General features: G+C 51.4%; 10 protein-coding genes. All 10 read left to right on the top strand.

The genetic code is table 11. From position 1 onward, the window contains the following. Positions 1-103: 103 nt before the first annotated feature. Positions 104-1,492 carry a replicative DNA helicase gene (dnaB, locus tag M0R70_03825; protein MCK9418493.1) on the top strand — a complete coding sequence of 463 codons (1,389 nt, stop codon included), beginning with the start codon at positions 104-106 and terminating at the stop codon, positions 1,490-1,492. Positions 1,493-1,637: 145 nt separating this feature from the next. Next, positions 1,638-2,420 carry a cyclic nucleotide-binding domain-containing protein gene (locus tag M0R70_03820; GenBank protein MCK9418492.1) on the top strand — a complete coding sequence of 261 codons (783 nt, stop codon included), beginning with the start codon at positions 1,638-1,640 and terminating at the stop codon, positions 2,418-2,420. A 162-nt stretch (positions 2,421-2,582) separates the two neighbouring features. Then, positions 2,583-3,470, top strand: a complete 888-nt coding sequence (amrB, locus tag M0R70_03815) for an AmmeMemoRadiSam system protein B (GenBank protein ID MCK9418491.1) — start codon at positions 2,583-2,585, stop codon at positions 3,468-3,470. A 150-nt stretch (positions 3,471-3,620) separates the two neighbouring features. Further along, complete coding sequence (locus M0R70_03810; protein MCK9418490.1) at positions 3,621-4,871, top strand: ISL3 family transposase; 1,251 nt, start codon at positions 3,621-3,623, stop codon at positions 4,869-4,871. 246 nt (positions 4,872-5,117) lie between these two features. After that, positions 5,118-5,672 carry a prepilin-type N-terminal cleavage/methylation domain-containing protein gene (locus tag M0R70_03805; protein MCK9418489.1) on the top strand — a complete coding sequence of 185 codons (555 nt, stop codon included), beginning with the start codon at positions 5,118-5,120 and terminating at the stop codon, positions 5,670-5,672. A 548-nt stretch (positions 5,673-6,220) separates the two neighbouring features. Next, positions 6,221-6,784 (top strand): prepilin-type N-terminal cleavage/methylation domain-containing protein, encoded by a 564-nt coding sequence (locus M0R70_03800; protein ID MCK9418488.1) that lies wholly within the window; start codon positions 6,221-6,223, stop codon positions 6,782-6,784. Continuing rightward, positions 6,762-7,211: a prepilin-type N-terminal cleavage/methylation domain-containing protein gene (locus tag M0R70_03795; GenBank protein MCK9418487.1), complete on the top strand. Its 450-nt coding sequence runs from the start codon at positions 6,762-6,764 to the stop codon at positions 7,209-7,211. Before M0R70_03800 ends, M0R70_03795 begins: the two co-directional genes overlap by 23 nt. A gap of 110 nt (positions 7,212-7,321) precedes the next feature. After that, on the top strand, positions 7,322-8,443 hold the full coding sequence (locus M0R70_03790) for a prepilin-type N-terminal cleavage/methylation domain-containing protein (GenBank protein MCK9418486.1): 1,122 nt from the start codon (positions 7,322-7,324) through the stop codon (positions 8,441-8,443). Positions 8,444-8,507: 64 nt separating this feature from the next. Further along, positions 8,508-9,059, top strand: a complete 552-nt coding sequence (locus tag M0R70_03785; protein ID MCK9418485.1) for a pilus assembly PilX N-terminal domain-containing protein — start codon at positions 8,508-8,510, stop codon at positions 9,057-9,059. 11 nt (positions 9,060-9,070) lie between these two features. Then, on the top strand, positions 9,071-14,272 hold the full coding sequence (locus M0R70_03780) for a PilC/PilY family type IV pilus protein (GenBank protein ID MCK9418484.1): 5,202 nt from the start codon (positions 9,071-9,073) through the stop codon (positions 14,270-14,272). Positions 14,273-14,306 lie beyond the last annotated feature (34 nt).

Here is a 14,306-nt window from a genome sequence, read left to right as displayed (position 1 = left end):
AAACCAACAGAATTCAGGAGCCAGGAGACAGAAGTCAGGAGATCCATTCCGGTTTCTGACTTCTGGCTTCTTTTTTTCTTTTTGCCCTTCGCGAGGTTCTGCCATGTCCGTTCAGACCGAAGTTTCTCTTCAAAAACTCCCCCCGCAAAATATCGAAGCCGAGCAGATGGTGCTTGGCGCCATCCTGATCGAGAACGACTCCTTGAACAAGGTCATTGAAACCCTCTCTTCCGACGATTTCTACAAGGACACCCACCGCAGGATATTCTCCGCCATGCTCGACATGTTCGAGACCGGGGAAGCGATCGACCTCGTAACGCTGTCGGACGCGCTTCGCGGCAAGACCGGGCTCGAGGCGGTGGGGGGGGCGTCATACCTCGCAACGCTCGTGAGCCTCGTTCCCACGGCGGCGAACATCAAGCACCACGCGCGGATCGTGCGCGAGAAGGCCGTTCTTCGCAAGCTCATCCACTCCGCCACCGATATCATCACCCAGAGCTACGAAGACTCGCGGACCGTGGTTAACATCGATGAGCTCCTGGACCGCGCCGAGAAATCGATCTTCGAGATAGCCCAGGGCAAGATCAAAGATTCCTTTGTCTCCATGAAGAACATCGTGGGGCACAGCTTCGCGATCGTGGAACGGCTCTATGAGAAGAAAGAGATGGTCACCGGCCTTGCAACCGGTTTTCTGGACCTGGACGAGAGGACCTCGGGCTTTCAGCAGAGCGACCTGATCATCGTTGCGGGCAGGCCATCCATGGGCAAGACGGCGTTCTGCCTGAATATCGCGGCCTATGCTGCCATCGAAAAGGGAAAGTCGGTGGCGATTTTCAGCCTTGAAATGTCCAAGGAACAGCTTGTGCTGCGCATGCTGGGCTCCGAATCGCGTGTGGACGCGCACAAACTGCGGACCGGCCATTTGTCGGAGCGCGACTGGACGCCGCTCTCCACCGCTGCGGGCAAGCTGGCGGACGCGCCGATCTTTATCGATGATACCGCCGCGATCTCGGTGCTCGAGACGCGGGCCAAGGCACGCAGGCTGAAGGCCGACCAGGGGCTTGACCTCGTCATTGTCGACTATCTGCAGCTCATGCGCGGCAGGGGCGATGAGGGCAGCCGCGAGCAGGAAATTTCGAATATCTCACGCTCGCTCAAGGCGCTCGCCAAAGAGCTCCAGGTCCCCGTCATTGCGCTCTCGCAGCTGAACCGGGCGGTGGAGACGAGGCCCGGCAAGGAAAAAAGACCCATGCTCGCCGACCTTCGCGAATCCGGCGCCATTGAACAGGACGCGGATGTGATATTATTCATCTATCGCGATGAGGTTTATAACAAGTGTGAATGCCCCTACGACGGAGAGTGTCTGTGCGGCCAGAGGGGAAAGGCCGAGGTGATCATCGGGAAACAGAGAAATGGACCGATCGGCAAAGTGGACCTGACGTTCGTCAACCGGTACACCCGGTTTGAAAATGCCGAGAAGAGGGCATTTTGATATCCTGCTTTGTTGTCCCTCATGCGGTCATTCCCGTAGTGATTCTGAGCGGGAATCTGGTTCTCAGTGATAATAAAACCATATCTCCGATAGAGGCGTTCGGAGATGAAAATCAAAAAAAAGACTGTTAGCCGGGAGGTTCCCCGTGGCTTCAGAAAAAGCATCGATCAGCGAACAGGTACAAAAATTCCTGAGAAAATCCGATTGGAAATCAGCCATAGGGGAGATGGAGAAGCTTTTCGCTCTTGACCCCGACCCGATGGTCCGGGTGCGGATTGGCGACGCGCGCCAGAAACTCGGCCAGAAAACAGAGGCTGTCAAAGAGTACATCCACGCTGCGGACCTGTATGCCGACGGAGGGTTCGTGGTCAAGGCCCTTGCGCAGTACAAACTGGCGCTCAGGAACGATCCAACGAACAAGGACGCCCAGAACAAAATTGAATCACTTCATTCCAACAAGACGGTCACCGAGATGAAGCTCGAGCCGATCGAGGTCGGAACACAGGAACCCATCAGCAGCGTTATCCCGCTCTTCTCCGACTTTACCCAGGAAGAGTTCAATGAATTCACCAAGCGTATGATCATTCATACGATACCACCGGGCAAGGCTATCATCAATGAAGGGGACACGGGAAGGTCGGTATTTATCCTTACCCGCGGGTCCGTAAAAGTCTTTTCCACAATCATGGGGAAGAAAATGGAACTTGCAGCCCTTCATGCCAGCGATTTCTTCGGCGAGATCGCGTTTCTCACGGGCAAGCCAAGGACCGCGACCGTTGAAACCGTTGAGGAAACGGACGTGCTCGAGGTGGTTGAGGCTGATCTCACTGAAATGATCAGCAAGAGCCCCCGGATCAGGGAAGTCCTGCATAACTACCACGAACAGCGCGTGAAAAGCACGCTCAAAAAAGTCAAAGATACGTTGTAACATCGCAGGACGCTTGAGAGACGGAGAATGAGGGACGCAGGACGAGAGACGAGGGACGAGAAGTCTGCTACGTCCGTCGTCCTAGCGAGCGAAGTCACGCCGTGGCGTGATCGTCCATCGTCCATCGGTAGCTAGTCGTCTGTCCGCTCATCGGAGGTGCCTATGCATCGTCATCCGGCTGTTGCAGGACAGTTCTACAAAGGATCTTCCGAGGCACTCAGGAAGCAGGTCCGGGAATTCATCGTACCCGGTGTTTCGAAAATTAAGGCTCTCGGTATCATATCACCCCATGCGGGTCTGATCTATTCCGGATCAGTGGCCGGGGCCGTGTACAGCCGGATCGAACTGCCGGATACTATTGTGCTTATCGGGCCGAACCACACCGGTCTTGGGGCGCCGGTTTCCCTCATGGCAAAAGGCCAATGGGAGACACCGCTTGGCCTGGTGGAGATCGACGAATCCCTGGCAGCTGCGATCCTCTCGAAGTCCCCGCGTATCCACGAAGATTCCCTTGCTCATCTCCGCGAACATTCCCTTGAGGTCCAACTCCCCTTTATTCAAAATTTGAAACAGGAATTCAAGATCGTTCCGATCCAGATGCTCGACACGAGGCTTGAGACGTGTAAAGAGGTGGGAAAGGCGGTGGCGGAGGCGATTGCGGAATTGGGAATGCGGAATGCGGAATGTAAAGCGAAGGATAACACCGAACGCAGCCTGCCCCCGAATGCATCAATCAGGGGAACTCCGCACTCCGAACTGCCCCTTATTGTGGCCAGTTCCGACATGAGTCACTATGAACAGGCGGCTATAGCAAAAGAAAAGGATTTTAAAGCTATTCAGCAGATCCTGGACCTCGACCCCGAAGGGCTATATCGCGTGGTCAAGGAGTATGGTATCACCATGTGCGGGTTCGGTCCGGCAGTGGCAATGCTTGTTGCCTGCAAACTTCTCGGTGCCTCCAAAGCAGAGCTGATCAAATACACGAACTCCGGCGATGTGAGCGGCGACTACGAACAGGTGGTCGGGTATGCCGGAATGGTGATCAGATAGTTTTTTCAGAAAAAGTGTATTAATGTTTTTTCGCCTCCTTCGCTGAATCTGGGGCTCATTTTGGAGGATAATCGAAAAAGAAGAGCATAGCCAACCAAGTCAGTGTATGATGTTTCCGCGACGAAATATCAAATCACGGACAGGAAAGCCATGCTCTTTATAACATTACTGAATAAGATCGAAAAATTCAAGTCATTTGTTTACAAGAAAGCGCACCTGGAACAGATTGACGGGGAAGAAGCGATAGTAGTCGAGATCGAGCCGCGAAAGAATGCAAAACCGGTTTGTCGAGTATGCATGAAGCAGTGCGGCACTCATGCCACAGAAAAGTCCCGGCTGTTCGAGTACGTTCCCTTCTGGAAGTGGAAGGTGTATCTTCGGTACGCGCCGCGTCGTGCTAATTGCACCATTGACGGAGCATTGGTGGAGTTGATGCCTTGGGCAGAGGGCAAGGAACGGAAGACAAAGACGTATCAGGTGTTCCTGGCGAAGTGGGCGCAGCGGCTTTCCTGGCTGGAAACCGCGAGAGTATTCCATACCAGCTGGGACAGCGTTTATCGGGCGGTCAAATTCGTGGTGGAATACGGCCTCGCCAACAGAAGTTTGGAAGGCATTGAAAAGATCGGGGTTGACGAGATCAAGGTACAGAAGAACCTCTTTCTCACCCTTGTCTATCAGCTGGATTCGCATTCAAAGCGTTTGTTATGGAGTGGACAAAAACGCCGAGTGAAGACGCTGCTCCGTTTCTTCAAAGAGTTCGGAAAGGAGCGATCAAAGCGGCTCAAGTTCGTCTGCACCGACATGTGGGCACCCTATCTCAAGGTGATCAAGAAAAAGGCGCCACAGGCGATCCACGTGCTGGATCGATTTCACATTATGAAGCACATCAACGACGCCATAGATACCGTCCGTCGAGAGGAAGCGCGGCAGTATAAGGGGACGAATCAGGAAGCCCTTCTGACGAACAGCCGGTGGCCGCTCCTTAAGAATAAACCGAATCTGACGGAGAACCAGGTTGTCAAATTGAAGGAACTGCTCGGCAGCAAGCTGAAATCCGTGAAGTCGTACCTGATGAAAGAGGACTTCCAGCAATTCTGGACATACCAGTCCCCGGTGTGGGCGGAGAAGTTTCTGGATGCATGGATCAAACGAACGATGTACTCCCGAATTGATCCGATGAAGAAAGTCGCCCGAATGCTTCGTAAGCATCAGGCGCTCGTATTGAATTGGTTTAAGGCGGATGGAGCCGTATCCGGGGGTATGGTGGAGGGTTTTAACCTCAAAGCAAAACTGACTATGAGAAAAGCGTATGGCTTTCGGAACGTTGAAACGCTGCAAACGGCCTTATATCATACGCTTGGTAAACTGCCGGAACCGAAAATCAACCACAGATACTGCTGAGGACCCGTTTTTTCAAGAAGACCCGTAACGTTAATAGTGAAACCATGTCTCGTTGTCTTGCTACCGCTTTTTCATAACCGGTCATTTACCTTCCCCGTCATTCTTCATCCCGTCAATTGATATCCTTGTCGTATGTATTAATAAAAACGGTGAGAACAAATTTAAACTGCATCTCGCACACAGGCACCAATAACCCGCTGGTATCGTTCACCTTGAATTAAAATATAGTACTCAGGAGGTGTTACGATGAAGAGGGAAGAAGGAATGCGGGGGATGACATTAATTGAATTGATGCTCGTTATTGCTATCATGGCTATCTGTGCAGGGTTCACATCACATGGGATGGAATTGATCCGCAGGGAACGCGTGGCAAGCGCCGCTCGAGATCTGTATGCCGACATCCAAAAGGCCAGGGTGGACGCCATGACGCGCGATGACAGGGGATTCGGGATACGCCTGGTTTCTCAAAACTCCTATGTGATGTTCAAATTCGATGACTGTAATACCGATTCCAACTATGATTCCGACACCTGCTTAGGCGGGACGAGAGAAGAGACGGACATCGTTCAGAGAGAACTGCATCCCTCGGTCGTGCTTCATAAGACAAATCCTTCCACCGAAGTCAGCAACGACGTGAGAATATTCGATCGCTTCGGCAGCCCTCGACGTTCCACGGGAGGAATGGGAGGCATAACTATTTTAGTCGGCAATAATCAGGATGCCGGTCCAATACGGTGTATCAGTATCAGCACCAATAGAATACGGGAAGGTATCTGGAATGGGTCGCAATGCAGTTCATAGTTACGAAGTAAAATTTGAAAGCATTGAGTACTGATAGTCGCTTTTCTTCCAAACTTTCAGCACTCCATTTTTTATTATATTTCTATCCCCGATGGATTCGTTAGGGGACGAATCTGGTTTTTCTATTAACACCATTTCTCCGATAAAGGCATTCATGGATGTCAGAGTTGTTGGTTGCGGTTAAAGACCGCGCTATGTAATCCATTACATACATAAGAAGCCATCCCTCCATATTCCCTTCAGTTAAATTGACAACTCTATGTATTTAAATGATAATTATGTGAGTACGAGTCTTGCATAACCATATGACGAGGCACGGCGATGTTTTATCCAGAAAGGTTATATAGTGTTAAAATTTAGACTCATATGTCCCGATTGTGGCTCTATGGTCATTACCCCCTTTCCTCAGGCCGTGGTTTTGGAACGCTGCCCAGGGTGCTCATGCCATATCTGGGACCTGAATGATGCGCTCATGGCGGACCTTTATGTGCCGGGACAGGATTCTTCCACAAGCAGGAATTTTCATGCTGAGAACTGAGGAAAAGCATATGCGATCTAACAGCAATGTCGAAAACGGCGTAACATTGATAGAACTGATCGTCGTTGTTGCTATTATCGGCATAATAGCAGGTTTTGCAACTCTCGGATTCGATTTTGTCAACAGGGAGCGGCTTTCGAGCGCAACAAAGGAGCTTGTTGCCGACATCCAGCAGGTGCGGGTGGATGCGTTGACTTCAGGTCAGACCGGAACCACGGGTATGGGAGTCGGCATCAGATTCATGCCGACCACTTCCTATACCCTGTTTACCTGGAATGATATTAATCTGGACTTTGCGTACAACGGAACCGGCGAGGAAGAATCAGTGGAAACGCGCACAATTTCGTCCCGGTTATCGCTCCAGCTAAACACCATCCCGGGTGATCCGGCTTATACGGTTTTAGTTTACAACAAGACGGGCGTGCCGATGCGGTATAAGGCTGATGGCAGTTCCATCGCGGGAGATATGATCATTACAATATCCGATGGGACAGCAAGTAACGTAAAGTGCATCAGCGTGACCACAAATTTCATACGGGAAGGAGTGTTAAGTGGCACAAACTGCATTCAATAATAAGAAGGGTTTTAGTCTCATAGAGCTGATGATCGCCATGATGATCATCATGGTTACCATGCTGGCGCTCCTGACCTCCATCGTCACATCCATGAGCACAAACATGGGTAATGAAATAAGGAACACCGCCATCAGGGTCACGAATGAGACTGCGGAGGCGCTGCTTGCTCTCCCGATAGACGACGCGGAGCTGTCAACCGGTTCCACTCACGTAAATACCTTTACTACCGGTCCGACTGGACAGCAAGCCAAGGGATTCCCGAATCCAACGCAAAAAATCAGGGGGTATGAGATAACATACACGATAACATGGGACGTGATATCTTCGTCTGCAAATCTCAAGCAGGTCAATATTGCCGTGGCCTACAGCCATAAAAATAATAATTACTCAAACGTTTCATTGATCTATAAGCACCGGGCAATATGATGGAGAGAATTGATAACAGGAAGATGATGGGGAACGATCGTCGAAGAACCGGCGGTAGCGAACTGTCACCTGACGGGTTACCAGTGAGCATATCTCAGGAAGGGCGAAACATGATTGAACTCAGAACATTAAACTCCGAACTCCGGACCTCGAGGGGAGTTACCCTGATAGAACTTCTGGTCGTACTCACTATTTTCTCGATCGTCATGGCTGGTCTGTATTCGGCATATTCCGCGCAGATGAAAGCGGGAGTTAATGAATATAAGCTTGCGCAATCGGAGATGGAGTTCCAGATCGGTAAGATGGTCATGGAACGAGATCTGGCCATGGCCGGCTATGGTATTGCGGATAATTACTCAGCAGTCACCCCGTCATTTACTCCACGCGTTGCGGCCGCGACGGATAACAACCCTGATGCCTTGACTATCGTGGGCACCGCTCTCGGGAGGGAATCGAGGGCCACGCAGGCATGGTCTTATACGATGATTGCGAGCGCGGCAACGACAACGGATTTTTATCCCTTTTCAACGCCTACTTCTACTCTTCAGGACGTACGAGAAAATCTAAGATCAAATGATGCGATCGTCTACATGAACGCGACTACCAGGAACCTGTTGGCTACCAGCGCACCGAACAATATAACCGGCAAGACCTGGCTCTTTTCCTTTCCCCCGGGCGGCACAAATCCTCGCCCGGATCCGCTTGACATGGGCATAGTTGCTTATGGCTTGCAAACCCAACCCACCGGGTCCGGCGTTTACGCAGACTATCCTTATTATACGGTTGAATATTTACTGAGTGCGACGAACTCGTTATCCTTTTGCGCGCCGGGCAGCAAGAACCTGCTGCGGTCGGAAAACAGACAGAATCCTCCGACCGATCCGGGCCAGCCGCTTTTCAACTGCGTTCTCGATTTTCAGGTCGCTTTTGGGATCGATACGACTGAAGACGGGCTCATTGACTGCTGGGACAACGGTGGTATAACCGAAGCGGCAGGATATCCTGTCAATGTGCTCAGAACGAGGTTTAAACAGATCAAAGTATATATTCTCGTGCAACAAGGGAAAATGGACCCCAATTTCACCTCTCCAAGCACCATTCGGGTCGGTGACGCGAGTCTGAATGCATGCGGGGGAGGGGGCGTCGGCAGGAATGTCAGCTTGCTGGCGACACAAACGAACTACCGGTGGAGAGTCATAGCTTTAAGCGTAACGCCGAGGAACATAAGATAAAGAGAACACACGCAATGGAAGGCAGACTGAGAGTACAGATTCGATTCAAGCGAGGTTGAATGATATGAAAAAAATGACAACAGACCATGCTGCAATCCTCGATCGGCGATTGGCGATCGGTAATGAAAGAGGCATCGCGCTTGTCATGGCCCTGATCATCACCCTGGTGGTGTTCCTGCTGATCATGAGTACCGTATACATGACTACTACTGCAACGAAGATTTCCGGCGCGGGCAAACGATATGCTTCGGCATCAGAGGCGGCGGACGGCGCGGTGGAGGTGATGAAAGACGCCATCAATCTCACGATGTATGGCGAACCGATCAGCTCGCTGCCGCTCACGAATACATCGGGTCTTCTGAATGCTTTGTCGAATATCAACGCACCTACAAAGGTAACTGTCAATTTGTCGGGCACCAGTTTGTTCCAAACCTACACAGCGGAAATTATCGTCGAACGGCTGTATTCACAAGCAATACCCGGCGGGCGTCTTGAGTTTGCCAGGTCCGCGGGCGGAAGTGGCGGCACGGCCGTTTATTACAAGATCAACACGGTTGTCACAGGCCCGAATAACAGCAGGGCTGAAACCACGGCGTTGTATCGGTTCGTAGGATAAAGGAGAGAAATATGAAAAACATACAAATACAAAACACGGATCCAATTAAAGTAGTTGTCCTCTGTCTCGTGTTGATGTTCTCCGCACAATTTGTCCAGGCGGCGGCCGATGACATGAGCAATTTCTGCTCAATTCCACCCTTCGTCGCCACCGGCACGAAACCGAACCTGTTGCTCATGATAGACAATTCATCGAGTATGTACGACCTTGCATATCAAGATACGAGCAAGACTTATTGCGCCAATGCGCCACTTACCGTTTGTACCGCCAACGCAGATTGTATCAGCGCCGGGACTACCTATTGTCTAACCAGTACCGTAACTTCGACCACGCCTGGAACATTCTCGCCAAAACCTTGTACTGTGAACGCCAACTGTACAGCGCCTGGTAGTAAGTGCACGAGTGGTTTTTGCACCAAGTGCAACACTACTACGGGAGTTGGGGATTGCACGAGCACGCCGGCCATGGTATCGGTTGACCCGAAAACATGTACTACGAATGCGGATTGCGACGCGGGCGATGCCTGCAATAATCAGAATTTATGCACTGCTACCCGCCAGTGCTATGACAATTCGTCATACGATAATTCACAAACGTATGGTGGTTATTTTCTGTCGACTTCCACATACAATTATGATTTTCCGAACAATAAATTCTCGAGCGTGGCAGGTTTGCCGGGGACGTGCACCTATTCGTCAGGAACGTATTTGTGCGTGAATACCTCGATCACGGGAACGGTAGAAACCGTAAATACGAACTCAACAGGATTCGTGGCGACCGGGAACTTCCTGAACTGGCTGACGGCTTCCAAGTTTGACATCCAGAAACTCATCCTGACCGGCGGAAAATATGACGCAACAACAGATCCTGCAAATCCAGGGTTAATTGCTGAAACACGGGGGTGCGCGGGCAGAAAATTTCTAAAGTCAATTCCGGGTGTGGCCCTGACCTTCGCCGTCCATGGCGGGGTCCCGGGGGGTATTGGCTCGACCCAGAGTCAGGCTACGGAGTACGGCCAGACCTATGTTGAGATCTACACAGGCACGTATAACGAAGCTGATTGTCTGTTGGCAGCGAGTTATTGGAGCGATATAACGCACGCGAATCTCGGCCCATTTCAGAACGCGAGCAAAGGTTGCGTAGGAGCGGGAAACGGAGTGCTCGACGCTGTCTCTATGTGGAACCATATCCTTCACGACTGTTATCAGGGCATAACGGGCGGAGGCGGGGGGTATGGCACAAACTTGGGTCCTCTCGAGGCTGAGTGTAAAGCAATTTATGCCGACATTCCTCCAGGCTCGATGAATGACCTGAGTGCGGGCTATGCCGTGTGCTCGAGCGTATTGTCTTATACTGATCCCAGCGGCAATCCCCAGGTCGGTTATTTAGGCGCATGCTGGAACGGTACAAATTTTAGCGGACCTTGTACGCCGAATGCAGCGCTGAACGACGTGAAGCAAATGGAGAATTATTGCCTGGGAAACATCAACTCGAATCCGGTGGTGGACCCATCATCTACCGTTATACCCGGTACGGGCTCGAGCGTTCCCGGTTGGGTCATGGAACAGGGGCTTATGAATACCGTCCCTGCGGGAACCCTTAAGGTCAAAGTCGGCCTTGCCACGCCGCCGACGGGGTTGATATACACGTATAAAGACAGCATCCTGTTCGGAGCAATGAAACTTAATATCAATGGCTCAAGAACCGAATGTTCCTCATCCGGATCAGTCCCCTGCTATAAAGCCTGTTCATCAACCATAACGAGAACATGTCTTGTGAGTACGGACTGCCCTTCAGGAGAATCATGCGTTTCGCTGCCGGCAACGGATGGCGGGCAAGTTATTTCCCCTGTCGGGGGCGTCTGTTCGGCTACGACCAGCCAATTTTGCACCGATGATATTAACTGCCCTTACGGTGAAACGTGCACTATCAGCATCGGAAACCATGGGTCGGGTCTCATCCATGAGATCGATAACATTGTAGCGAGTTCATGGACGTCTGTTGGCGAAGGGTTTTATGAGGCGATCGGATATTTTGCCCAGAACCAGTCTTCTCCTAGCCAAAGCAAGGACTTCAGGTTACAGACAGGCACCTGCTCAGTCACGACGAGCCTAACGTGTAACCCAGCAGATACGTTTCCGTGCCCGAGTCCGGAAACGTGTCAGACAGGAATTACCAAGGGAGATTATAATATTACCAAGAACCCTTCAAGCGCCTGGTGTCGGTCGAATAACATTATGATTATCACCGACGGTATGTCCACCGCTGATCAGAATTCTGGACCCACTAATCTTGTCCAGTCAAATGGGAACAACTATCCTGCGCCCTACACCAATAGTTCGAATTATGGAAATTGCTCGACATATAAAGGGAGCAGTAACCTTGCGGGTCTCGCGTGGATTGCTAAAAATAAAAAGATCAATGATAGCGCCTTTACTTCGTCGACAATTAGCTCTGTAACTCCGACGCTGAACAACCAATCCATAAATACCTACGTCGTTTACACGGGTCCCACGACCAACACCGGAATAGGTCTTTGCGACGCTTATACGCTTATGCAAAAAACGGCCGCCAACGGCGGCACGACGCTCTACACCGCGGCAAGCACCACCCAATTGTACGCTTCTTTAAATCAGGCACTGGGAAGCATAGCTGCTAAAGCAGCCTCGGGTAGCGCGGTGTCGGTGCTCACGACCTCGGCGCGAGGCGTGGGGTCCATGCTCCAGGCATATTTTTTCCCTACCAGTAAGCTCGGCAGTGGGAAGGATCTCAGCTGGTTGGGATATACTCAGAATATCTGGATCGACACGAAGGACAACCTCAGAGATGATTATAGCGGCACCGGCACTTCCGACGCTCATCTCATCCTCAGTCAGGACCGGGTGATGATGATGAATGTTGATCCGGCTTCGAACGCAACCAAGGTTGGCCTGTTTAGTACGCTTGCGGACGGCACTGCAGGATCCCTTGCATCATGTGCGACGACCACTGTTGAAGACTTCAACCAGATTATCCCGCTATGGGAGGGAGGGAATAAACTTGCCCAGGTGACCGCATCCGATGATGGTACTGAAAGGAATATTTTTACGGCAATTCCGGGCGGAACCGGAATGGGCGCAGCTGGCGGCATAACGTTCAATAGGAGCACGGTGACCGGAAATGCGACCCTGTCCGCTGCGTTGAATCCTGATTCCACGTATACGGCGGCGGGCATCGTTCGGTATACACGGGGTGTAGCCCTTGAGACCTTCGTGATTAGCGGCGCCAGTTACACCAATTTCAGGGACAGGACACAGGATGATGGCAGTGTTTGGAAGCTTGGTGACGTTATCAATTCCACGCCTAAAGTCGTCGGCAATATCCCCCAAAACACCTACTTTATCGATTACGGAGATGCCACTTATTATAAATTTATTTCGAGCGATGATTTCCGGCATCGGTCTTCCATCGCGATCATCGGGGCCAATGACGGCATGCTCCACTCCTTCAGAGTCGGATACCTCAAGGACAGGACAGAAAATAGTGTTCCATTAGGCACTAACGAGAAGGCGTTGTTCAGAGACTATTACGGCGCGGCAGACAGCGTAAACACCCATCTCGGGGAGGAAACGTGGGCATACATACCGTATAATATTTTACCTTATCTGAAATATTACGCTTCTCAAAATTATCCCGGTTGTCATATTTACGGCGTCGATCTTACCCTAAAAGTATATGATGCCAGTATCGGCGATGGCAGCGTAGCGGCAGCGTCTGCTGCAAAAGCTACCGATGGCAGCTCATGGAGAACGATTGTGATCGGCGGAATGAGGTTCGGCGGCGCATGCTCGAGCGGGACCAACCCGACAGGCCCGCCAATCGCCGGTGCGGGATTCTCTTCATACTTTGCTCTTGATCTTACTGATTACCTTAAAGATACCGGCAATATCCCACCGGGCAGCGCCGTTACTTTGCCGAAGCCGCTTTGGGAGTTTACTGATGCCGCGAATGGTTATGACCTGGGCTATACTACCAGCGCACCGGCGATCGTTCGAACCGGGCCTGCGAGTCAGAACGGAAACTGGTATGTTGTATTCGGGTCAGGTCCCACCCAGCTTCCGACATCAAATCCGAACCGAGACATTGACCGTAACAGGCAGGGCTATATATACATCCTCAATCTTGCGACCGGGGCTTTGATAAAAAAGATACCACTTGACCATAATGCCGTGGTCAGCGATGTTCTGGCGATTGATGCGGATAAGGATTACCAGTCTGAGAAACTCTATTTTGGAACGACTTATGAGAACGGCGCCTCCTGGGCCGGCAAGCTTATGAGCATTACATTACCCTCCAACTTCGACGTTAACGATATCTGTGGCGCGGGATCGGGCGCAACGCCCACCTATGCACTATGCTCAGGATCGTCCCTGAAAACGCTTTTTTCCGGTAACTATCCGTTCACAGCCTCGCCTGATGTGGCAAAAGACGATCTTGGGAATATCTGGGTCTACGCGGGTTCCGGGAAGTACAACAGCTCGTTAGATGAACAGGATTCATCACCACAGGTATTTCTCGGGTTGATTGATAATAGCAATCTCCCGAAGACTGCATCGGGTAGTTCGGCCACAGCTTGTCCGAGCTCGGCTACGTGTTCATCATTAACGGCTCTCTGTAATGTCTCGCTTTGCACGACGTCGGCGTTCGTTCCTACCCAGGGGGGGACTACCCAGATATGCACCTTTGACGGCAATACGTCCAGTTTCAAGACCATTGTCACTACTGTGACGAATGCCGTATCCACCACTCCGCAGAGCAATGCAGGCTGGGTCATTTTTCTTCCCGATAGCAAGGAACGCGTGGTATCACGGCCTTTGGCAGTCGGCGGCGTTGTCGACTTCCTGTCCTATGTGCCGAGCACAACGGTCTGTACGAAAGGCGGAAACAGTTATCTCTATGCCGTAGATTATAAAACAGGCGGCCCCCCGACTAATGTGGCGATCCGGGCTGTCGGAGCCACATCAGGGACATCTGGAAATGTCGACCTTTACCGACGCGTGCTCCTGGGACCGGGTGCTCCGCCCACCGGCGAGGCCATCATCATCACGCCTCCGAAGGAAGGGCAGGAAAAGCTGAAGAAAAAGATACAGGTGTCCACCGGAGTCATCGTGGAGACCGAAAACAAACCGATGATCTCGACGATTTCGAAGATCATCAACTGGCTGAAGAAGTAGAAAAGGCCGGGCTACGGTAGGAAGTAAATGGGTA

The organism is Nitrospirota bacterium, from assembly GCA_023229435.1.
Lineage (GTDB): Bacteria > Nitrospirota > UBA9217 > UBA9217 > UBA9217 > JALNZF01.
This window is presented reverse-complemented; position numbering and strand designations above follow the sequence as displayed.

Excerpts from the sequence above, each read along its gene's own strand:
- amrB (MCK9418491.1), top strand. The coding sequence starts at position 2,583 with ATGCATCGTCATCCGGCTGTTGCAGGACAGTTCTACAAAGGATCTTCC.
- M0R70_03810 (MCK9418490.1), top strand. The coding sequence starts at position 3,621 with ATGCTCTTTATAACATTACTGAATAAGATCGAAAAATTCAAGTCATTT.
- M0R70_03780 (MCK9418484.1), top strand. The coding sequence starts at position 9,071 with ATGAAAAACATACAAATACAAAACACGGATCCAATTAAAGTAGTTGTC.
- M0R70_03785 (MCK9418485.1), top strand. The coding sequence starts at position 8,508 with ATGAAAAAAATGACAACAGACCATGCTGCAATCCTCGATCGGCGATTG.
- M0R70_03790 (MCK9418486.1), top strand. The coding sequence starts at position 7,322 with ATGATTGAACTCAGAACATTAAACTCCGAACTCCGGACCTCGAGGGGA.
- dnaB (MCK9418493.1), top strand. The coding sequence starts at position 104 with ATGTCCGTTCAGACCGAAGTTTCTCTTCAAAAACTCCCCCCGCAAAAT.
- M0R70_03805 (MCK9418489.1), top strand. The coding sequence starts at position 5,118 with ATGAAGAGGGAAGAAGGAATGCGGGGGATGACATTAATTGAATTGATG.
- M0R70_03800 (MCK9418488.1), top strand. The coding sequence starts at position 6,221 with ATGCGATCTAACAGCAATGTCGAAAACGGCGTAACATTGATAGAACTG.